This is a genomic window from Bacteroides sp. f07, from assembly GCF_042854785.1.
Taxonomy (GTDB): domain Bacteria; phylum Bacteroidota; class Bacteroidia; order Bacteroidales; family Bacteroidaceae; genus Bacteroides.
This window is the reverse complement of sequence record NZ_BAABXI010000001.1, coordinates 2,593,164-2,615,829: the sequence shown is the minus strand read 5'-3', so window position 1 is coordinate 2,615,829 and position 22,666 is coordinate 2,593,164. Positions and strand designations below refer to the sequence as shown.

13 protein-coding genes, 2 tRNA genes, 2 rRNA genes, 1 other RNA gene and 1 pseudogene are annotated in these 22,666 nt (G+C 43.6%); 16 read left to right on the top strand and 3 right to left on the bottom strand.

Features of this window, described 5'->3' with window-relative positions; genetic code table 11:
• Positions 1 to 8: 8 nt before the first annotated feature.
• The 3 genes from phoU (at position 9) to ACGHVY_RS10740 (ending at position 2,212) form a co-directional block, all read left to right on the top strand.
• Positions 9 to 698: a phosphate signaling complex protein PhoU gene (gene phoU, locus ACGHVY_RS10750; protein WP_308746582.1), complete on the top strand. Its 690-nt coding sequence runs from the start codon at positions 9 to 11 to the stop codon at positions 696 to 698.
• Positions 699 to 1,062: 364 nt separating this feature from the next.
• Positions 1,063 to 1,665 (top strand): riboflavin synthase, encoded by a 603-nt coding sequence (locus tag ACGHVY_RS10745; protein WP_308746581.1) that lies wholly within the window; start codon positions 1,063 to 1,065, stop codon positions 1,663 to 1,665.
• Position 1,666: 1 nt separating this feature from the next.
• Positions 1,667 to 2,212 (top strand): nitroreductase family protein, encoded by a 546-nt coding sequence (locus ACGHVY_RS10740; RefSeq protein ID WP_308746580.1) that lies wholly within the window; start codon positions 1,667 to 1,669, stop codon positions 2,210 to 2,212.
• 73 nt (positions 2,213 to 2,285) lie between these two features.
• Here ACGHVY_RS10740 and ACGHVY_RS10735 read toward each other — a convergent pair whose 3' ends face one another.
• From ACGHVY_RS10735 to rnpB, 3 genes are all read right to left on the bottom strand, one after another.
• Positions 2,286 to 5,582, bottom strand: coding sequence for a S41 family peptidase (locus tag ACGHVY_RS10735; RefSeq protein WP_390598945.1), 3,297 nt, complete (start codon positions 5,580 to 5,582; stop codon positions 2,286 to 2,288).
• A 56-nt stretch (positions 5,583 to 5,638) separates the two neighbouring features.
• Entirely contained in the window at positions 5,639 to 6,958 is a 1,320-nt protein-coding gene (locus ACGHVY_RS10730; protein WP_308746578.1) for a YihY/virulence factor BrkB family protein, read from the bottom strand.
• Positions 6,959 to 6,979: 21 nt separating this feature from the next.
• Positions 6,980 to 7,343, bottom strand: an RNA gene (gene rnpB / locus ACGHVY_RS10725) — RNase P RNA component class A.
• A 98-nt stretch (positions 7,344 to 7,441) separates the two neighbouring features.
• Between rnpB and ACGHVY_RS10720 the strand changes: the two genes are divergently transcribed.
• The 13 genes and pseudogenes from ACGHVY_RS10720 (at position 7,442) to ACGHVY_RS10660 (ending at position 22,654) form a co-directional block, all read left to right on the top strand.
• Positions 7,442 to 8,428, top strand: coding sequence for an NlpC/P60 family protein (locus ACGHVY_RS10720; protein ID WP_390598944.1), 987 nt, complete (start codon positions 7,442 to 7,444; stop codon positions 8,426 to 8,428).
• Positions 8,429 to 8,510: 82 nt separating this feature from the next.
• Positions 8,511 to 8,624 (top strand): annotated as a pseudogene (locus ACGHVY_RS10715) (dipeptide epimerase); the annotation flags it as partial.
• 219 nt (positions 8,625 to 8,843) lie between these two features.
• Entirely contained in the window at positions 8,844 to 10,379 is a 1,536-nt protein-coding gene (locus ACGHVY_RS10710; protein ID WP_308746576.1) for a trypsin-like peptidase domain-containing protein, read from the top strand.
• A gap of 182 nt (positions 10,380 to 10,561) precedes the next feature.
• The gene (locus tag ACGHVY_RS10705; protein WP_002561589.1) at positions 10,562 to 11,422 is read left to right on the top strand and encodes an RNA polymerase sigma factor RpoD/SigA; all 861 of its coding nucleotides are present in this window, start codon (positions 10,562 to 10,564) and stop codon (positions 11,420 to 11,422) included.
• Between the two features lie 138 nt (positions 11,423 to 11,560).
• Positions 11,561 to 12,181 (top strand): murein L,D-transpeptidase catalytic domain-containing protein, encoded by a 621-nt coding sequence (locus ACGHVY_RS10700; RefSeq protein WP_390598942.1) that lies wholly within the window; start codon positions 11,561 to 11,563, stop codon positions 12,179 to 12,181.
• A 77-nt stretch (positions 12,182 to 12,258) separates the two neighbouring features.
• Complete coding sequence (locus ACGHVY_RS10695) at positions 12,259 to 12,660, top strand: hypothetical protein (RefSeq protein WP_121767081.1); 402 nt, start codon at positions 12,259 to 12,261, stop codon at positions 12,658 to 12,660.
• 82 nt (positions 12,661 to 12,742) lie between these two features.
• Positions 12,743 to 13,957 (top strand): clostripain-related cysteine peptidase, encoded by a 1,215-nt coding sequence (locus ACGHVY_RS10690; protein WP_390598940.1) that lies wholly within the window; start codon positions 12,743 to 12,745, stop codon positions 13,955 to 13,957.
• Between the two features lie 22 nt (positions 13,958 to 13,979).
• Positions 13,980 to 14,987 (top strand): hypothetical protein, encoded by a 1,008-nt coding sequence (locus ACGHVY_RS10685; protein WP_390598938.1) that lies wholly within the window; start codon positions 13,980 to 13,982, stop codon positions 14,985 to 14,987.
• Positions 14,988 to 16,425: 1,438 nt separating this feature from the next.
• A complete protein-coding gene (locus ACGHVY_RS10680) occupies positions 16,426 to 16,764 on the top strand; it encodes a hypothetical protein (RefSeq protein WP_390598937.1) in 339 nt (112 codons plus the stop codon).
• Between the two features lie 965 nt (positions 16,765 to 17,729).
• Positions 17,730 to 19,259: ribosomal RNA gene (locus tag ACGHVY_RS10675) — 16S ribosomal RNA — on the top strand.
• 163 nt (positions 19,260 to 19,422) lie between these two features.
• Positions 19,423 to 19,499 (top strand) — tRNA-Ile (locus ACGHVY_RS10670).
• A gap of 54 nt (positions 19,500 to 19,553) precedes the next feature.
• A tRNA-Ala gene (locus ACGHVY_RS10665) sits at positions 19,554 to 19,627 on the top strand.
• Between the two features lie 147 nt (positions 19,628 to 19,774).
• Positions 19,775 to 22,654: ribosomal RNA gene (locus ACGHVY_RS10660) — 23S ribosomal RNA — on the top strand.
• Together the 16S and 23S rRNA genes with 2 tRNA genes alongside form the textbook arrangement of a ribosomal RNA operon.
• Positions 22,655 to 22,666 lie beyond the last annotated feature (12 nt).

Sequence of the window (22,666 nt, the reverse complement as noted above, 5' to 3'; positions counted from 1 at the left end):
AATAGATTATGGTAAAGTTTATAGAATCGGAACTCATCCTGTTGAAGAAGGAAATTGATGAAATGTGGACGTTGGTGTATAATCAGCTTGACCGTGCCGGAGAGGCTGTCTTGACACTTGACAAGGAACTGGCTCAACAAGTTATGGTTCGTGAGCGCAGGGTGAATGCTTTCGAGTTGAAGATAGACAGCGATGTGGAAGATATTATCGCATTATACAATCCGGTGGCAATCGACCTTCGTTTTGTTTTGGCGATGCTGAAAATCAATACTAATCTGGAGCGTTTGGGTGATTTTGCAGAGGGAATCGCGCGTTTTGTGATTCGTTGCAAGGAGCCGGTACTTGACGCGGAACTGTTGAATCGCCTTCGTATGGCGGAAATGCAGGCAGAGGTATTGTCTATGCTGGAACTGGCGAAACGTGCCTTGAACGAAGAGAGCATCGAACTGGCAGCGGGGATATTTTCTAAAGATAATTTATTGGATGAAATCAATGCGGAAGCTACCGGAATTTTGGCGAATTATATCATTGAACACCCGGAAGCAGCACTTACTTGCGTCGATTTGGTCAGTGTATTCCGTAAGCTGGAACGCTCCGGCGACCACATTACCAATATCGCCGAAGAAATCGTCTTTTTCATTGATGCAAAGGTCTTAAAGCACCGTGGAAAGACAGAAGAGCACTATCCCGGGAAATAAATATTTGCATATTTTTAAACAGAAATTAGGGCTCCTTAAAAAATTGTCTTATATTTGTCAACTGTAACGGACAAGTTACGGGTGTTCTTGCTTCAAATGATAATAAATCCAAAGATTTTTCAAAAAGATGTTATATGACATGTTTTATAATTTGGATAGTATCGGTAAAAGCACCTATATTTGCACCGTTATCCTGAAAACAATCTTTTTACCTTAAAAAAAACTAATACCTATTGAAAACTGAAAAAGGAGCTTTGTGAAAAGCCCCTTTTTTTATGCTCTTATTTTTCTTTCCTGCCAGCTTATTTGTATCTTTGGACCCTATAAAAAGAGTATTTTAAATCGTAAAATCGTAAATAACATTATGTTTTCCGGAATCGTAGAAGAATATGCTACTTTGGTAGCGCTGGTGAAAGACCAGGAGAATATACACTTTACATTTAAGTGTTCGTTTGTGAATGAGTTGAAAATCGACCAGAGTATTTCTCATAACGGCGTATGTCTGACGGTGGTGAGTATGACGGACGAGACATACACTGTAACTGCCATGAAAGAGACACTGGAACGTTCTAACCTCGGTTTGCTGAAAGTGGGAGATAAGGTGAATGTGGAACGCAGCATGATGATGAATGGCCGTCTGGACGGTCATATCGTGCAGGGACATGTAGATCAGACTGCAACCTGCGTTGACATAAAGGATGCGGAAGGAAGTTGGTATTTCACTTTCCGGTATGCGTTTGACAAGGAAATGGCGAAACGGGGATATATCACTGTGGACAAAGGTTCGGTAACTGTGAATGGTGTCAGCCTGACGGTATGTAACCCTACGGATGACACTTTCCAGGTAGCTATCATTCCTTATACTTATGAGCATACTAATTTCCATACATTTGAGATTGGAAGTGTGGTGAATATCGAGTTTGATATTATAGGCAAGTATATCAGTCGGATGATTCAATATAAGTGAGATGGAAGATAGTGAATTTCTGCAATTAGTGCTTTCCCGTCAGAGCGACCGCGCGTATGATAAAGAACGCCCGGTGGAAGTGGAGAAGCTGGAACGGATTATTGAGGCGGGGCGTATGGCTCCTTCTGCCTGCAATGCGCAGCCGTGGAAGTTTGTGGTGATAACCGACCGCGAATTGGCTTTGAAGATTGGCAAAGCGGCGGCAGGGCTGGGAATGAATAAGTTTGCCAAGGATGCTCCCGTGCATATACTGATTGTGGAAGAATCGGCTAATATCACTTCTTTACTCGGCGGGAAAGTGAAGGATAAGCATTTTCCGCTGATTGATATCGGTATTGCTGCTGCTCATATCACATTGGCTGCTGAAAGTGAAGGGCTGGGATCGTGTATCCTGGGCTGGTTTGATGAAAAGGAAATGAAGCGGCTGACGGGGATTCCTGCTTCCCGACGTGTATTGCTGGATATTGCGATAGGGTATCCGGTGAAAGAGAAGCGTAAGAAGATGAGGAAGCCGAAAGAGAAAGTGGTTTCGTATAATCGCTACTGATTGAAAAATAGATTCTCAGATTAAAAAAGAGAGGGCTGTGATCGAAAGTTTTTTCATCACAGCCCTTTATTGTTTATTTTTTCTTTGATAATTCTTTCAGCAGATGGTCTACTGCTGCTTTCAACTGGGCGTCTTCCCCTTTCAGACTGGCTTCCGGTTCATTGTAGACTAGGATGTCGGGTTGTAAAGTCTGGTTCTCAAGATATTTTCCTTGCATATTCATACAACCTACCTGCGGGATGCCGAATACGATAGACGGGTCGATTTGCCGTTCCCACCATACGGCAGTCATGGTTCCCGCGACAGGAGTACCTATTAATTTACCAATGCCTAATGTCTTATATACGTATGGGGTACCGTGCGCGTTACTGTAATTGTCTTCACAAGTCAACATGCATGACGGTTTCAACCATTTGTTAAATGGGTCGCTGCCGATGTATTGTCCGCGTGGAACGAAACGCTGGTATTCTTTTCCGTTGAGCAGCGTTACTACATCATCGTGCAGCCATCCGCCGCCATTATGGCGAGTATCCACGATAACTGCTTCTTTATTGCGGTAACGTCCCAACAGTTCGGAATACATCTTACGGAAGCTCGGGCTATCCATTCCTTTGATGTGTACGTAGGCGATACGTCCGCCGGATAGTTCTTCTACTTTTTGTGCACAGCGTTTTACCCAACGTTTGTAGAGCAGTTCGCTTTGAGCCCCGTAACTGATGGCTTTCACTGTCTCTTCAAAACGTTTCTTGGTAGCGGGGTCATATACGGTAAGTATGACTTTGCGTCCTACTTTTCCTTCAAATAACGGGAAATAATCTGCGTTGGCTTCAATTACCTTTCCATCCACTTTTTCGATGATGCATCCTTCTTTTACATCTGTCTTTTTCTGAGTGAAAGGACTCTGAGCCATAATCTCTTTGATTTTCAGTCCGGCGCCATCGTATGATTCGTCATAGAATACACCTAAAGCAGCGGTAGGTAGCGCACTGCTTCCTGCTCCATAGCGGGCTCCGGTATGTGAAGCGTTCAGTTCTCCGAGCATTTCGCTCAGCATTTCGGCGAAGTCATAATTGTTATTGATATGAGGCAGGAAGCGTTGGTATGCTTCTTTGTATCCTTTCCAGTCGGTACCTTGAAGGTCGGCAACATAGAATTTGTCGTTTACTTGCTGGTAGACGTGGTCGAAGATATAGGCACGTTCCTCATAAGGACGGTAATCGAAGAAAGCCTCAAAGCTAATCGGGGTGATTTTGCTGCCGGCAATTTCGATTTTCTTCAGCTGTCCGCCTGTGCACATAAAGATGTTCTTTCCTTCTTTGTCGGGTATCAATGCGCCACCGCCAACTCCTTTCAATAATATTTTAGTACTGTTCTCTTTCAGTTTATGTTCCCATAAATCATAGCCGCCTTCAAATGCTGCAAGATAATAGAGTGCGTCACCTTTCGGAGTAAGTACGGCATCGCCGAGCCGGGAGGAATTTACAGTCAGGCGGACGATACGGTCAAAGCGGTTTTCGAGGTCGAAAGTCAGCGGTTTTACTTCTTCTTCTTTCTCTTTCTTGTCCGAATCTTCTTTCTTATCTTCCGTCTTGGTTCCTTTTTTATCTTTCTTCTTGTCGGCCTTCTCTTTCTCCGCCTTTTCCTTTTTGTCTTTCTCCGCTTTCTCGGCTTTTTCCGCTTCTTCAAGTAAAGCGAGGTCTTCCTTGCTCATCATAAAACGGTTGTAGGCATCTACGTCGAAGAACATGATATAAGCATCGCTTTCGCTTCCCCAGCTACCATGGCTGCGGTATCCGGCACGGTCGCTGTTCCATATCATTGCTTTTCCGCCGAGTACCCATTTGGCATTGCTGTCGCCATATCCGCTTTCGGTCAGGTTGACCATTTCACCTTTACCGTCAGCTTTCAGCAACACGACATCTTTATTGTTCCAGCCGCCTATACCAATGAAGTCCGAAAGAATCCATTTACTGTCGGGGCTCCATTGGAACCATTGGTCGCCGTCTGCATAGGAATACTGGTATTTGGCATCCATCACGGTGCGTACAGCCTTGCTTTTCAGGTTGATGACACGGATAGCGGTGCGGTTTTCCAGGAATGCTATTTCCTTGCCGTCAGGGCTGAATTGTGGTTCGAAAGAAGCAACATTGGATTTTGTCAGGCGTTCCTCTTTCAGTTCGGTAGCATAAGTGAATTGTTTTTCGTCTTTACGCACGATGGTTGAAGTATAGAGTTGCCAAAGTCCGTTGCGTTCAGAAGAATAGACTAGCGTCCGTCCGTCGGGAGAGAAGCTCAGGTTGCGTTCCTGGTCGGGAGTATTCGTGATTTGTTTCGTTGTCTTGTAATCGATTGAAGTAACGTAAACGTCGCCGCGCATGATGAATGCCACCTCTTTTCCTTTAGGGGATACGGCAATGTCGGTAGCGCCGTTCGATCTGATTTGGCGGATGATGTCTTTGTCGTTCTTGTCCGACAGGATAGTAACGTTTACTTTCTGCGGTTTTCCACCCGGAGCGAGCGTATAGATTTCACCGTTATAACCGTAGCAGAGTTTGCCGTCGGCAGCTACGCTTAAAAAGCGGACGGGATGCTTGGTGTGGAAAGTTATCTGTTTGGCGGTAGCGGCTCCGGGAGTACGTTGGAATACATTGAAAGAGCCTTTTTCTTCACTCAAGTAATAGAATGACTGTCCGTCGGGAGCCCATACCGGTTCGCGGTCTTCACCACCGAAAGTGGTTTGTTTCTGATAAACGGGTGTCTTTCCCGGAGTATACATCCAGACATCACGGGCGATAGGGGACACCTGATGCTTGCGCCAGTAGTCCTCGTATCCTTTCTTATCCTGATAGAGCAATCTTCCGTCTTTATTGATAGAGATACATTCCATCGGCATGGATGAGAACATAACAGGGCGTCCGCCTGTTACGCCTACTTCATATACCTGCTGGAACTGGCCGGAAGGAAATCCGGCATCTTCAGTAGAGGGCGTGATATTAGCAGTGAATAAGATATGCTTATTGTCTTTGTAAGCAATGGGTTTCTCACTGCCGGAATGGGTAGTCAGTCGTTGGGGGACTCCGCCGTCTTTGGATACAACGAAAACATCGAGACTTCCCATACGGTCGGATGCAAAGGCGATCTGCTTGCCATCGGGACTCCATACCGGTTCTGTGTCAAAAGCCGGATTAGTGGTGATTTGTGTTGCACGTCCGCCCGTAGCCGGCACGGTGTAGATGTCTCCTTTGTAAGTAAAGGCAATGGTAGTACCGTCCGGAGAAAGCGTGCAATGACGCATCCATAGCGGAGATTCTTGTGCCGTGATTGCTCCTGCAAAGCATAGGGCAATAGCACTGAGTAGTAGTTTCTTCATTTTTTTTTAATATAATTGTGTTTAAGTTCATTTCCATGATTTAAGGCATCACTTTTTTATAAGTCCTTCAGTAATACCTTACTTGCCTTTTTATAATATTCCTCTCTGGATTCGGTCAGCACTTTCCATTCGTCGCTGAATTCTTCGTCTTTATCAATCTTGAAGTTCTCCGAACCATAGGTGTCCAGACGGTCGAGCAGAATAGCTACGTTCAGTTGATTGATATCCATTGACGGCTGATAGCCGATTTCCTCACTTTTGGTGTCTGTGACGACTTCATGAATCAAAGCTATCTCCTGCAATTGATAAAGCACTTGATTGGTGAGCCGGATCGGTATCTTATGTTCTTCCGATATTTCCGAAGCTGTATAGGGCGGCTCGTTCTTTTCGAATCGTTTGGCTATAAGAGACATAATCAGGATAGAGATAAAGTCGCGGTAACGGCGGCTGATATTTCTCGTATCCTGGTCGAAGCTGAAACTTTGGATATTCTGTCCCGCATATGTCAGTTCCGCCCCGAACAGGCAGATAGTCCAGGATATTTGCAACCAGAGAAGGAACAAAGGTAAGGCGGCGAAACTACCGTAGATGGCATTGTACTTCGATACTCCCAACTGGCTGCTGATATATAGGTACTGAAAAACCTGATAGGCGGTTCCCGCCAGGACTCCTGCGATAAATGCATGTTTGAATTTCACTTTTGTGTTCGGCATAAAGATATACAGCCCTGTGAACATCAGCCAGGTTAGGACGAAAGGGATGAGGCGTATCGCAAATTTCATGATAGGGGCCAGCAGCACGAAGTCGTCCATCTGCTTGAGCATGGTACCTACGAAAATGGAAAGACCGCCGGAGACTACAATCAGAATCGGCATCAACAGGAACATGGAGAAATAATCCGTAATCTTGCGGTACATGGAACGCGCTTTCTTCACTTCCCAGATACGGTTGAATGTGATTTCTATATTGCTGACCAGATTGATAACCGTCCATAGCAACATCACCAAACCGATTCCGATGAACAGACCACCTTTGGTCTGTGAAAGATATGAATCTACAAAGGAGAGGATGGCTTCCGTGGTTTCTATGTTTCCCCCGAACCCGTTGCGCAATTGATGTTCCATCAAACTGTCGAACCCGAATCCGCGTGCGATGGCGAACAGGATAGCGAGTATCGGGACAATGGCAAGCAGGGTACTGTATGTCAGAGCCGATGCCTTATTTGCCATCCGGTCTTTCGTAAAACGGTTGATACAGAGATAAATGGTCTTAATGATATTGTAGAGCGAGAACTTAGTCCTGGTCACTTCACCTTCCGTAATGCGCCAGATGTCATACGTAAGGAATTTCCATATATCAGTGATTTTCTTCTTCATGGCTCAGAGTTTAAAAAAAGAAAAAGCAGTCAGCCTGTAAGCCGAGTTCTGTACCTTATTATAAATAAGGTGCCTGTCATTTATCTGAGTGGCGTGTCACCACGACACTTTAGCGGTCTACCCTCCGACATGGAGCGAGCAACTCTCATAACGCCGGTTTACATGACCTTACAACTCCTAAGACGTACAGCCCGACATGTCACCATGCGGCTGGTGGGCTCTTACCCCACCTTCTCACCCTTACCTCTCCCCAAAAGGAGCGGCGGTTATTTTCTTCTACGTTACTCTACCCTCGCGGACAGCTTTCTGTTAGGAAGTAGGATGCTCTGTGTTGCCCGGACTTTCCTCCTGCACGAAACGTGCACGCGACAGACCGGCCAACTGCTTTAGACTGCAAAAGTACGTCATTTATTTTGTTTTCGCCAAAGAAAGTGTCACAAATAGAAATAATTTCTACCTTTGCTATCTATAAAACGTGATTCGATGAAGAAAAATATCCTCTTTTTCTGCTGTTTTCTGGTGATGGCCGCAATGGGGCTGAAAGCTCAGGAAATACGTCCCATGCCTGCTGATTCCGCTTATGGGGTAGTACATATTTCTGTTTGCAATATGCGCGAAGAAGGTAAGTTTACCTCCGGCATGAGTACGCAGGCATTATTAGGAATGCCGGTCAAGGTGCTTCAATATACCGGTTGGTACGAGATTCAGACACCGGACGATTATACCGGATGGGTACACCGTATGGTAATCACCCCCATGTCTAAAGAACAATATAATGAATGGAACCGTGCCGAAAAGATTGTGGTCACTTCGCATCATGGATTCACTTACGAGAAACCGGACGGGAAATCGCAGACAGTCTCCGATGTGGTAGCAGGCAATCGCTTGAAGTGGGAAGGAAATAAAGGGCATTTCTATAAAGTGTCTTATCCGGACGGCCGGCAAGCCTATATCCCCAAATCTATCTCGCAACCTGAAAGCAAATGGAGAGCGTCACTGAAACAGGACGTTGAAAGTATTATTGGGACGGCATATACTATGATGGGATTCCCTTATCTTTGGGCGGGTACTTCTTCGAAAGGGGTGGATTGCAGCGGCTTGGTTCGGACAGTGCTTTTTATGCACGATATTATCATTCCGAGAGATGCATCGCAACAAGCATATGTGGGGGAGCGTATCGAGATAGCGTCCGATTTCTCCAATGTGCAGCGCGGAGATTTGGTGTTTTTCGGTCGGAAAGCAACTGCCGGGCGAAAGGAGGGAATTTCTCATGTGGGCATCTATCTCGGAGACAAGCGGTTTATTCATGCTTTGGGTGATGTGCATATCAGCAGTTTCGAGCCTGCCGATAAGAATTACGATGAATTTAATACGGGACGCCTGCTTTTTGCTGTCCGCTTCTTACCATATATAAATAAGGAGAAAGGTATGAATACTACGGAACGTAATCCTTATTATCTGCCGCAATAATCCTTTTATCGTCTTACCATAACTATGAAAACATGCAAAACAGAAGAGATTTTTCCCGTATGAACTGAAGTTGAGGCATTCTGCCGACATGGACGGCAACCTGCTTATCTCTAACGACCGCTTTAGAGGGGTAGAGGTAGTGAAGGGAAAAATCACCCTGAATGATTTACCCGGAATAGGTGTCATGAAAATATAGTCTTACTGAATGAATGTCAGAGTGTTAATGACAACTGACATACAACGAATGTAAATTTGTCAGTTGTTGTCGTTAATCGCTGTTAAGCCCTAAATATTCTCTGTTAAAAGAGGACAAAAAAGTGTGACAAGTAGAATAAGTGAACGATATTTGTTATTATTTTAACGTCGTAAAAGTTAAAACAATGTCGAATATTAACATTTTAAAGAATTATAAATCATGAAACAGACAACAAAGAACATTCTGGGAGTAGGAGCTATTGTCCTTCTTAGCTCAGGAGTTGCAGGATTGACAACTTACAAATTGTTGCAATCTAACGAAGCTGCTACAGAGACATCTTTTAATGAGATGTTCAAGCAGAATCCCAATGTCAAATTGGCTGCTTTTGACGCGGTAAACGCCCAACCTGTCGATTTGACTCAAGCTGCGGAAAATTCGCTTCATGCTGTTGTACATATAAGGTCTACTCAAGAAGCTAAAACAAGAACGGTTCAGCAAGCGCCGGACATTTTTGATTTCTTCTTTGGTGATGGACGCGGACAGCAGCGTCAGGTACAATCTCAGCCCCGTGTTGGTTTTGGTTCGGGAGTGATTATCTCAAAAGATGGTTATATCGTAACGAACAACCACGTAATCGAAGGTGCGGATGAAATCAGTGTGAAGCTGAATGACAACCGTGAATTTAAAGGACGTGTGATTGGTACCGACCCCAGCACTGACCTTGCATTGGTGAAAATTGAAGGGGATGATTTCCCGACTATTCCGGTCGGAGACTCCGAAGCGTTGAAAGTAGGAGAGTGGGTATTGGCAGTAGGTAACCCGTTCAATCTGAATTCTACTGTAACTGCCGGTATCGTAAGTGCAAAAGCCCGTTCGTTGGGAGTATATAATGGTGGTATAGAGTCTTTCATCCAGACGGATGCTGCTATCAACCAGGGTAACAGTGGTGGCGCATTGGTCAATGCCAGAGGTGAACTGGTAGGTATCAACTCTGTGCTTTCTTCTCCGACAGGGGCATATGCAGGGTATGGTTTTGCTATCCCGACCAGCATTATGACGAAAGTCATTGCCGACTTGAAACAATATGGAACTGTACAGCGTGCGTTGCTCGGTATCCGTGGTGGCTCTATCGGTAGCAGTTTGATGGACGACCGTCAACCGATTGATAAATCCGGTAAGACACTGGCAGATAAAGCTAAAGAACTGGGTGTTGTAGAAGGAGTATGGGTTTCTGAAATCGTAGAGAATGGTTCTGCTGCAGGAGCTGATATCAAAGTGGATGACGTAATTATCGGTGTGGATAATAAGAAAGTATCTAATATGGCTGACTTGCAGGAAGCACTCGCTAAACATCGTCCCGGTGACAAAGTGAAAGTCAAACTGATGCGTGACAAGAAGGAAAAGACCGTTGAAGTAACGTTGAAGAACGAACAGGGTACTACCAAGATTGTGAAGGACGCAGGTATGGAAATCCTGGGAGCTGCTTTCAAAGAGTTGCCGGATGATTTGAAAAAACAATTGAATTTGGGCTACGGTCTGCAAGTGACGGGAGTTTCCTCCGGTAAGATGTCGGATGCAGGCGTTCGCAAAGGATTCATCATCCTGAAAGCTAACGACCAGCCGATGCGTAAAGTCAGCGACCTTGAAGAAGTAATGAAAGCTGCCGTTAAGTCACCCAATCAGGTATTGTTCCTGACAGGTGTATTCCCTTCCGGTAAACGTGGATACTTTGCAGTTGATTTGACTCAGGAATAAGGTATAAAATAAGGTAACAAGATACGGGATAAGCTAATGAATTAGAAAAAGGATGCCGATAGACAACTTGTCGGCATCTCTTTTTGTTTTATTAGTAGAAAAATTTAGTGTAAAAGTTACTTAATTTTGTATGTTAACAAATTATTTGTCGTAACTTTGCACTCCAAATCTGTTTTTAAAGAATGAGACAACTAAAGATTACCAAAAGTATCACTAACAGAGAGAGCGCTTCTCTTGACAAGTATTTGCAGGAAATCGGCCGTGAAGACCTGATTACTGTCGAGGAAGAAGTAGAACTCGCTCAACGCATTCGTAAGGGTGACCGTGTGGCATTGGAAAAACTGACACGTGCCAATCTTCGTTTCGTCGTATCTGTGGCCAAACAGTACCAGAACCAGGGTTTGAGTTTGCCTGACTTGATTAACGAAGGCAATTTAGGACTGATAAAGGCTGCCGAAAAGTTTGATGAAACACGTGGATTCAAGTTTATCAGCTACGCTGTATGGTGGATTCGTCAGTCTATTCTGCAAGCATTGGCAGAGCAGTCGCGTATTGTTCGTCTCCCGTTGAACCAGGTAGGTTCGCTGAATAAAATCAGCAAAGCCTTCTCGAAGTTCGAACAGGAAAACGAGCGGCGTCCGTCTCCCGAGGAGTTGGCAGACGAACTGGAAATCCCTGTTGATAAAATCTCTGATACACTGAAGGTATCCGGCCGTCATATTTCGGTGGATGCGCCTTTTGTGGAAGGAGAAGACAACAGCCTGCTGGATGTGTTGGTGAACGATGATTCGCCTATGGCGGACCGTTCTCTGGTTAATGAGTCTCTTGCGAGGGAAATTGATAGAGCTCTTTCTACGTTAACCGATAGAGAAAAAGAAATCATTCAGATGTTTTTCGGTATCGGACAACAGGAAATGACGTTAGAGGAAATCGGCGATAAGTTTGGTCTCACACGTGAGCGCGTTCGCCAGATTAAAGAAAAAGCAATTAGAAGACTTAGACAAAGTAATCGTAGTAAATTGCTCAAATCTTACTTGGGATAAGTAAGAAATATCAGTTTCTGAAAGAAAAAGAATTTGAGTCGCATAAGTCGCACTTTTCATTATGGAAGAATGTACTTATGCGACTTTTTATTTGATAACCGTCCGCTGTTGGTTCTATCTTAATACTATGCTGGTTATATGAAGAAGTTTATTTTAATCCTGTCTGTTTTTATTCTCCTGGGAGTGGGGTGGATGGCGTACGGGAGATGTACTGTCTCCAAAACTGCCGTACCTGCTGAAACCGAACAGCGCTTGCGTGAAAAAGCGCAGGCGGCAAAGGCTTATTGTTCGAAAAACGGATATAATACGAACTACTGCTTCCTGGTAGATTTCAGCCTGCATTCGGGAAGAAGGCGGTTCTTTGTATGGGATATGAAGGGGGATTCTATCAAATATGCCAGTCTGTGTGCGCATGGATACGGTAAGAACAGTACGGTTTCCAAACCTGTTTTCAGCAATGTGGAAGGGAGTTACTGCTCTTCTTTGGGGAAGTATAAAGTAGGGATACGTTCGTACAGCAAGTGGGGGATCAATGTACATTACAAGTTGCATGGATTGGAAGCGACAAATGATAATGCTTTCAAGCGTACTGTTGTCCTGCATTCTTATTCTCCTATGCCTGAAACGGAAGTTTATCCGATGCATCTTCCGTTGGGCATCAGTCAGGGATGTCCTGTAATCTCCGATGAAGTGATGAAAGAGGTGGATATATTGCTCAAGGCAGCAAAGAAGCCCGTCCTGTTATGGATCTATGACTAAGAAATGCTATTTCTTCAAGATAAATAGAGGTTGTTTCCTCTTTTTTGTTACCTTTGCCACAATTAAAATTATATGATATGAAATACGTAAAAATACTATTTGCCATCGCACTTGTATTTACCATGTGCTCCGCTTTTTCCTTGAAAAAAGACCATTCTAAACCTGTTTATGCTTTTGGAATCTCTGCTTCATTCACTGATTCAGTAGTCTATTTTACGGACATTCAGATATTGGACAGCGCAAAAGTTAGCAAGGAAGGATTCTTGGCTCATCGTGAATTATATAGTTATCAGTTGAAGAATTTCTTAGAAGATAATCAATTGCAGCAGAATAGTACTTGTATGATTTACTTCTCCGAAAACAAAAAGAAGCTGGAGAAGGAAGCAACGAAAATCCTGAATAAATATAAGCGGAGCAATAGAATAACGGTATCGCGGATTGATGGTGAAAAGTTCCGCTTTACGAAACCGGAAGAATAATAACTGATTTGTTAATATGATAAGAGATGCAGTTTGGCATCTCTTATTTTTTTATCTTTGTCACGTTAAACATGAAGATATTATGAAAAATATTAAAATATTATCGCTGTTGTTCTGTTTGGCTATGTTGGCGGCAGCCTGCCATGAGGAAGAGGAAGGCCCCGTGGTTCCTCAGCCGCGTGAGCAGGTAGGACGTACCGTATTGGTGTATATTGTAGGGGATAATGGTGTAAATGAATTATCCGACCTCTTTAAGGCTAATTTTAGAGATATGAAAAAGGGAATGGAAGAGGTTGACTATTCAAAATGCAATTTAGTGGTTTATAGCGAAATGGTTGATGATGTTCCTCATCTTATTTCGCTGAAAAAACAGAATGGTAAGGTGGTAGCAGATACCCTTTTTACTTATCCGGAACAAAACCCTTTAGATAAGAACGTGATGTCTAGTGTTATTTCTCAGACAGTCAGTTATTTTCCTGCCGATAGTTATGGTTTTGTTTTTCTATCTCATAGTTCTTCATGGGTGCCGGCTTCTACAGATGTCAATTCTCGTTCAATCGGGTATTACCGTCGGACTCAAATGAATATTCCGGATTTTCATGATGTGTTATTATCTTCTTTTCCTAAACCTTTGAAATTTATTTTATTTGATTCGTGCTCTATGCAAGCTGTTGAGGTAGCTTACGAACTACGTGATTGCGCAGAGTATTTTATTGGTTCACCGACTGAGATACCTGGTCCTGGGGCTCCTTACGGTGCGGTTGTTCCGGAGATGTTTACAGAAAATGATTTGCCAATAAATATAGCAAATGCCTATTTCGGTTATTATGAAAAGTATTATACAGGTACTATACCAAGTTCATATGGCAATTGGACAGGTGGAGTTGCTACTTCTGTGATTAATAGTGCCACTTTGGATAATTTGGCCACGATTACTAAAACTATTATTCCCAAGTATATTCAAGATAAAGAAGAGGTGAAACGTAGTGGTATATTACTTTATGATTTTAGTCGTGAACGTGCAAACTATGATTTTGATAATTTGATACAAGACTTGACAGGTGGAAAAGATAATGAGGATTATCAATCGTGGCGCAGAGCTTTTGATGAGGCTGTTATATTTTGGAAGACTACTCCTGAGAATTATTCAGGAATAACTGGGAATATGTTTTCTATGGAAAAAGCAGAAGGCTTTTCGACCTATATACCTTATGGAGAGTCTAGTTCTACAATGAATAAATTTTATCGTACTTTGCAATGGTACTCCGCTGCCGGATGGAATGAAACAGGTTGGTAACTGAATTGAAGACTATATTACAATGAATACACAAAATCTTACTCCTTTGACACCGCAAAAAGACATGCAAGTTCATGGCTGGCTTTCATTTTTTCTTTTTGTTGTAGGTTTCGGTGCAGCAATAACTGTTGTTGTTTCGATTGCTAGTTTTTCTTTAGATGCTTATGATACGGGGCTAGGGGCTTTCTTTACCTACTTTATAGCATTAATTGATATTGCTTACACTTTGGGAATTGCCGGATTGGCTATTTATACTATACTAGCTTTTCTTCATAAACGTTCGAATGCGGTTTTCTTAGGGAAAAGTTATCTGGTCGTGATTTTCCTTTCCAATGTATTACAATTGTTAGGGGGTGATTATGATGATTATGGCTTAGGAAGTCTTTCACAGATTGTACGAGCTTTGATTTTGGGGGTTATTTGGTTTGTCTATCTTTGTTTGTCAGAACAAGTTTCGGATTTGTTTCCCAAAGAAGAACGGAAAATTTTAGGCAGAGATAAGTATATAGTCGGCTCTTTAGTATTAACTCCTGTAATTCTATGGGGAATTTTATTGTTGGTTTATTTGGGTAGCGTCTCTACACCGCTGGATGTATCTTTGGAATATGGTGAGTATAGTGATGGTACTGTTGTTTTCCGTGCACCTGAAAATGCCCTTTGTGAAAAGACGGATACGCTTGATAATGTGTATCATACTTTTGCAATTGGTGATAGCATATGGGGAACCGTGATTGGGGTTTATGATACTAATACGGGTGAAGAATATTTCAAAGAGTGTGTTGAGTCATGGCGCGATGCAGAATTGGATGGTTACGATTTCTCAGTTCTTGATACACATAAAGAAGTGGTAAATGGAAGCATTATGCGTATGCAATCTGTGAAATATGAAACTCGTCCATCGTTAATCTGGCAGTTCTCTATATTGTTCAGCCCTGAAACGGGTAAGGCATGCATTGCTTCTTTGTATTCCACAGCAGAGGAAACTGGAAATATAATGAATGTTCTTATGTCTTCCGTGCGTTTTAAATAGACATATTTGAACAAGCAACTGTTTGGCTTATAACTTGAATTTAGTGTTTCCCGAAAAAAAGTTTTGTTGAGTTTTGCCCTCATACCCTCATAAATATCTTGAATCCCTTTGTTCATCGTTGTTTCCTCTATGGTGTCAGGTCGTTTTATCCCCCTGATAGTAACTTTTGCCCTCATACTGATTTTTTTACTTTTAATAAGTAATGTGCTTGTAATCAGCGTGATATGTGTTTCCTTGTGCTAAGTCTATATACTCCATGCCGGCTGCTTTTTGTGCCTGATTTGCTTCATATTGCCTCTAATCTTATGCCTGTTTCGGTTGCAAGTACCCGTTTTTCTTCTTTTTCTCCTATATATCATACGTAAAGCCCTTATATATTATATGTCGGTTCCTTATATGTCATACGTAACCTCCTTATATATTATATGTCATTCTTTGTATGTTGTATGTCAATCCTTTATTCTAATGTTTTCCCTTCATCATGTGTAGGGGCTCACAATTGTGGGCTTTTTTGTTCATATATGTGGTCGTATCTATCTACGGCTGTTAGCTTATTTGTTTACAGAAGTGAGCCCTTTCACATGGCTAAGGGAGGATGTACAGATGGCTAAGGAAAGATGTCCGGACAATAGTGGGATGACATCCGGGAGTCTGCTTCGTGTGTTGTAAAGTACCGCTTGATGATATGAAATAAAGCGGTACATTCCTTCATGTTTACCTTGAAAGATGTTGCTGTTTAATGATTCTTCTGCTTCGGAAGTGTTGCTTTCCTTATGAGAAATGATTGATAAACGTATGAGAAATACACTGTTTTTAGGCTAAAGTGGTGGAAAACGTATGAGAAATACCGTTTTTTGATTTTATTTCTCATAGCGCTATCTTGTTGATTTATATGCAATTACGGTGTATGCTATGAGAATATGAGAAATGTTTTCTTTTTCTTTGCAGAGGGGCTGAGCAGCGTAACTCCATCGCCCGTTGATTTTAACTCATGAATGCGTTGTCTTTAAGCCGAAAATGCTAATTGGAGGGGGATTTGAAAGTCGCCTACGTATAACCAAAATAATTTCATGTCTCATAGTCATTTCCTTGTCAATATTGTTTGCTTGCTAAATATAAATTGCTACTTTTGTCATAGTTTACTTTCTAGCGAAGAAAGTAAGTTTTTGATAGTTTTATTGAGAACGGTTATTTGTTACATTCATATATGAAAATCGGCTAATTTTTATTCGCGAATTGTAATAAGTGACGGGTCTCACGCATCTTTTGTATATATAATCTTGTTATATACCCAATTGAGCGTGGGGCTATCACTTATGTTCGCGAGGGGTCTTAGCCGATACCTATATATGACATGAGTAGATAGTTTCCACGCTCTCTTTTTTATATATAAACCCTCGCACCACCGGGAACTGATGCGGCAAACAAGACAATAACGATGAGCAGCGATTTTAAAGAGAACATCATCCGTTTGATGCAGCACCCTATTATGCACAAGCCCATAAGTGAGTTAACGAGTTCTGAACAAAGCCAGGCTTATGAAATCCTGGATAATTTGGTTGAGGCTTCTATGGATGACTCCTGTACCCAAGTAGACTATGTCCAAATCTCGCGTCTTCGTTATGCCCTTGGTGAGCTGACCTATGTCATGTGTGATAATCCTGAGCGTATTATAAAATATTTCCTTTCCTCTCTGCATTCCTTGGAAAAAGGCGGCATTGACTTGAGCCTGAACAAATGGGCGGAACTGGTTAGTTTGCGTCAATCTTCGGAGTGATGAAGTCCGTTTTCGTAATCCTTCCCCGGATTTATGACGGAGGTCGCGAACCGGCAGATAGCTTGTGAAAGTCGTCTTTTTGGTTTGTCTCCTAGAGAGGGTGTCCATTTTCCCCATACGGACATCCTCTTGCTTTTTTCTGAATATCCCTTTTATCTATAATAAATCTTACCGCCATCTTTTTTTCTTCTGTAATTTCCATTTTGTTTTTCTCCTGTAATTTCCATTCTGTTTTCTCCTGTAATTTCCATTTTTTTTCTTCTCGGTCTTTAATCCCTTCGCGCGCATAACGTACGCACGTATACACGCACGTGAATATAATAAGGTGTCCCCTTGTTCCCTTTGCCGCCCCCGCCTTCTCGTATTCTAAAAAATATGTTCTACAACATCATTATCAATCAGCGAGTTATCATCACCATTCAAAAATAATTAGAAAAAAGAGTGTGATATATTTGGAGTATATACTAAAAGGGAGTACTTTTGCACCCGCTTTCCAAGAGAAGAAAGCCTTGCAATAATGACTTAGTGATAAAGCGAGCTCCGGCTTAAAAATAAGAACAAAAAAACTTCCAGAAAAGTTTGGATAATAGAAATAAAAGTTCTTATCTTTGCAGTCCGAATCGCAAAGAAAACGGTTTTAGTCCTTCTTTTTTAATTATTCTTTCCCTTTCGCAAGAGAGCCTGAGAAATGAGTTTAAAAAGAAAAAACAAAAAAACTTCCGAAAAAGTTTGGTAGTTAAAATAAAACCTCTTACCTTTGCACCCGCTTTTGAAACGAAAGCGACAAGTTCTTTGAAATATTGATAAACAATACAAGTAGTACAAGTTAAAAAATAGAACCGTCAATGCTTGTTTCCAACTATAGAAATATAAGTGAGACACAGGTATTTGAAATAGAGTCAATAAATTGTACGGCATCCTGAACAGAGCAAAAAACAGCAGTAATGCTGATTAATAATACTTTTACAATGAAGAGTTTGATCCTGGCTCAGGATGAACGCTAGCTACAGGCTTAACACATGCAAGTCGAGGGGCAGCATTTCAGTTTGCTTGCAAACTGGAGATGGCGACCGGCGCACGGGTGAGTAACACGTATCCAACCTGCCGATAACTCGGGGATAGCCTTTCGAAAGAAAGATTAATATCCGATGGTATATTTCTCCCGCATGAGAGAGATATTAAAGAATTTCGGTTATCGATGGGGATGCGTTCCATTAGTTTGTTGGCGGGGTAACGGCCCACCAAGACAACGATGGATAGGGGTTCTGAGAGGAAGGTCCCCCACATTGGAACTGAGACACGGTCCAAACTCCTACGGGAGGCAGCAGTGAGGAATATTGGTCAATGGACGAGAGTCTGAACCAGCCAAGTAGCGTGAAGGATGACTGCCCTATGGGTTGTAAACTTCTTTTATATGGGAATAAAATGTTCCACGTGTGGGATTTTGTATGTACCATATGAATAAGGATCGGCTAACTCCGTGCCAGCAGCCGCGGTAATACGGAGGATCCGAGCGTTATCCGGATTTATTGGGTTTAAAGGGAGCGTAGGTGGATTGTTAAGTCAGTTGTGAAAGTTTGCGGCTCAACCGTAAAATTGCAGTTGAAACTGGCAGTCTTGAGTACAGTAGAGGTGGGCGGAATTCGTGGTGTAGCGGTGAAATGCTTAGATATCACGAAGAACTCCGATTGCGAAGGCAGCTCACTAGACTGGTCACTGACACTGAGGCTCGAAAGTGTGGGTATCAAACAGGATTAGATACCCTGGTAGTCCACACAGTAAACGATGAATACTCGCTGTTTGCGATATACAGCAAGCGGCCAAGCGAAAGCATTAAGTATTCCACCTGGGGAGTACGCCGGCAACGGTGAAACTCAAAGGAATTGACGGGGGCCCGCACAAGCGGAGGAACATGTGGTTTAATTCGATGATACGCGAGGAACCTTACCCGGGCTTAAATTGCATTTGAATATAGTGGAAACATTATAGCCGCAAGGCAAATGTGAAGGTGCTGCATGGTTGTCGTCAGCTCGTGCCGTGAGGTGTCGGCTTAAGTGCCATAACGAGCGCAACCCTTATCTTCAGTTACTAACAGGTCATGCTGAGGACTCTGGAGAGACTGCCGTCGTAAGATGTGAGGAAGGTGGGGATGACGTCAAATCAGCACGGCCCTTACGTCCGGGGCTACACACGTGTTACAATGGGGGGTACAGAAGGCCGCTACCTGGTGACAGGATGCCAATCCCAAAAACCTCTCTCAGTTCGGATCGAAGTCTGCAACCCGACTTCGTGAAGCTGGATTCGCTAGTAATCGCGCATCAGCCATGGCGCGGTGAATACGTTCCCGGGCCTTGTACACACCGCCCGTCAAGCCATGAAAGCCGGGGGTACCTGAAGTACGTAACCGCAAGGAGCGTCCTAGGGTAAAACTGGTAATTGGGGCTAAGTCGTAACAAGGTAGCCGTACCGGAAGGTGCGGCTGGAACACCTCCTTTCTGGAGCGATGTCGTAACAAATGACTTTATTGAGGTTCTGTTTTTTGTACTACTGGTACTTGTTTATTTATAGAATATAGATCAACCATCTATAGAATTATAGATAGAGATAAACAAGAGAAAAAAGAAGCCGAGTCTAACATCAGGTAGACAAGGTTGAACTAGTCCTATAGCTCAGTTGGTTAGAGCGCTACACTGATAATGTAGAGGTCGGCAGTTCAACTCTGCCTGGGACTACCAAGCTCAAGAAGGAGGAAAAGCGAAAGCCAAAAACCAGATTCTTGATAACCTCTTGGGGGATTAGCTCAGCTGGCTAGAGCATCTGCCTTGCACGCAGAGGGTCAACGGTTCGAATCCGTTATTCTCCACTCTCTCTGAAAAGAGAAAACGATCTTTGACATGATGATAACAAAAAGTAAAATTTTAGTAAAGAGCTAAAAGTATATATCGAACCGTACGTTCTTTCCTCATCAACATTGCCCAGGCAGTGCCAAGTTGGAAAGAAGTCAGTTTGAAAGAAAGTAAGCAAGGGCGCATGGCGGATGCCTTGGCTCTCGGAGGCGATGAAGGACGTGATAAGCTGCGATAAGCTTCGGGTAGGTGCAAATAACCTTTGATCCGGAGATTTCCGAATGGGATAACCCGTCATTCTGAAGGAATGACATCTTGCATAGCAAGAGGCTAACACAGGGAACTGAAACATCTTAGTACCTGTAGGAAAAGAAAATAATAATGATTCCCCTAGTAGTGGCGAGCGAACGGGGATTAGCCCAAACCATGTATGTTACGGCATATATGGGGTTGTAGGACCACGTTGTCGCAAGACATTTAGTGAGAAGAATTCTTTGGAAAATGAAACCATAGACGGTGATAGTCCGGTATTCGAAGCTAAACGAAGCGTAGTGGTATCCTGAGTAGCGCGGGACACGAGGAATCTTGCGTGAATCCGCCGGGACCATCCGGTAAGGCTAAATACTCCCGAGAGACCGATAGCGAACCAGTACTGTGAAGGAAAGGTGAAAAGAACTTCGAACAGAAGAGTGAAATAGTCCCTGAAACCATGCGCCTACAAGCGGTCGGAGCTTCGTAAGAAGTGACGGCGTGCCTTTTGCATAATGAACCTACGAGTTACTTTTTCCGGCAAGGTTAAGCATTTTAAAATGTGTAGCCGAAGCGAAAGCGAGTCTGAACAGGGCGATTAGTCGGAAGGAGTAGACGCGAAACCAAGTGATCTACCCTTGGTCAGGTTGAAGGTTAGGTAACACTAACTGGAGGACCGAACCGATAAGCGTTGAAAAGCTTCCGGATGAACTGAGGGTGGGGGTGAAAGGCTAATCAAACTTGGAGATAGCTCGTACTCCCCGAAATGCATTTAGGTGCAGCCTTGGGAATTACTACTGTGAGGTAGAGCGACTGATAAGATGCGAGGGCTTCACCGCCTATCAAGTCTTGATAAACTCCGAATGCGCAGTAGTTCGATCCCAGGAGTGAGGGCATGGGTGCTAAGGTCCATGTCCTAAAGGAGAAGAATCCAGACCATCAGCTAAGGTCCCGAAATAATTGCTAAGTTGAACTAACGAAGTCAGATTGCTAAGACAGCTAGGATGTTGGCTTGGAAGCAGCCATTCATTTAAAGAGTGCGTAACAGCTCACTAGTCGAGGAGTTTGGCGTGGATAATAATCGGGCATCAAGCAATTTACCGAAGCTATGGGATCAGTAATGATCGGTAGGGGAGCATTCCACTCTGCGTCGAAGGTGAAGCGTGAGCTTTGCTGGAGCGTGTGGAAAAGCAAATGTAGGTATAAGTAACGATAAAGGGGGTGAGAAACCCCCTCGCCGAAAGACTAAGGTTTCCTGATCAACGCTAATCGGATCAGGGTTAGTCGGGTCCTAAGGCTCAGCCGAACGGTGATGCCGATGGCAGAACAGGTTAATATTCCTGTACTACCTTAAGGAGTGACGTGGAGACGGAGCAGTGACAGCGCCGCGGACTGACGGAATAGTCCGTTGAAGGGTGTAGATGTTGATTGTGGCAGGCAAATCCACCGCAAGAGTCGAACCTGATAGTATGGAACGTTCTTCGGAACAATCCAATAGTGCGTGTAAACATACTTCCAAGAAAATCCGCTAAACTTAATCTTTAAGGTACCCGTACCGCAAACGGACACACGTAGTCGGGTTGAATATACTAAGGCGCTTGAGTGATTCACGGTTAAGGAACTAGGCAAATTGACCCTGTAACTTCGGGATAAAGGGTCCCAACGAGAGTTGGGCGCAGAGAATAGGTCCAGGCAACTGTTTAACAAAAACACAGGGCTGTGCAAAATTGAAAGATTACGTATACAGCCTGACACCTGCCCGGTGCTGGAAGGTTAAGAGGAGATGTCATCGCAAGAGAAGCATTGAATTGAAGCCCCAGTAAACGGCGGCCGTAACTATAACGGTCCTAAGGTAGCGAAATTCCTTGTCGGGTAAGTTCCGACCTGCACGAATGGTGTAATGATCTGGACACTGTCTCAACCGTGAGCTCAGTGAAATTGTAGTATCGGTGAAGATGCCGATTACCCGCGATGGGACGAAAAGACCCCGTGAACCTTTACTATAGCTTAACATTGAATTTGGGTAATTGATGTGTAGGATAGGCCGGAGACTTTGAAGCGCAGACGCCAGTTTGTGTGGAGTCGCTGTTGAAATACGGCCCTTTGATTATTTGAGTTCTAACTCCTAAAAAGGAGGACACTGTTTGGTGGGTAGTTTGACTGGGGTGGTCGCCTCCAAAAGTGTAACGGAGGCTTCTAAAGGTGCCCTCAGGACGATTGGTAACCGTCCGTAGAGTGTAATGGCATAAGGGCGCTTGACTGGGAGACATACAAGTCGATCAGGTAGGAAACTAGAGCATAGTGATCCGGTGTTTCCGCATGGAAGGGACATCGCTCAAAGGATAAAAGGTACTCCGGGGATAACAGGCTGATCCCTCCCAAGAGCTCATATCGACGGAGGGGTTTGGCACCTCGATGTCGGCTCGTCACATCCTGGGGCTGGAGAAGGTCCCAAGGGTTGGGCTGTTCGCCCATTAAAGTGGCACGCGAGCTGGGTTCAGAACGTCGTGAGACAGTTCGGTCTCTATCTATCGTGGGCGTATGAAATTTGCGTGGCTCTGACACTAGTACGAGAGGACCGTGTTGGACTGACCGCTGGTTTACCAGTTGTGCCGCCAGGTGCATCGCTGGGTATCTAAGTCGGGATTGGATAAGTGCTGAAAGCATCTAAGTACGAAGCCAGCCACAAGATTAGATTTCTTAGGGTCGTCAAAGACGATGACGTTGATAGGATGCAGGTGTAAAGGTGGTAACATCATAGCCGAGCATTACTAATTGCCCGTTCACTTTCTTTCGGACCTGTACGG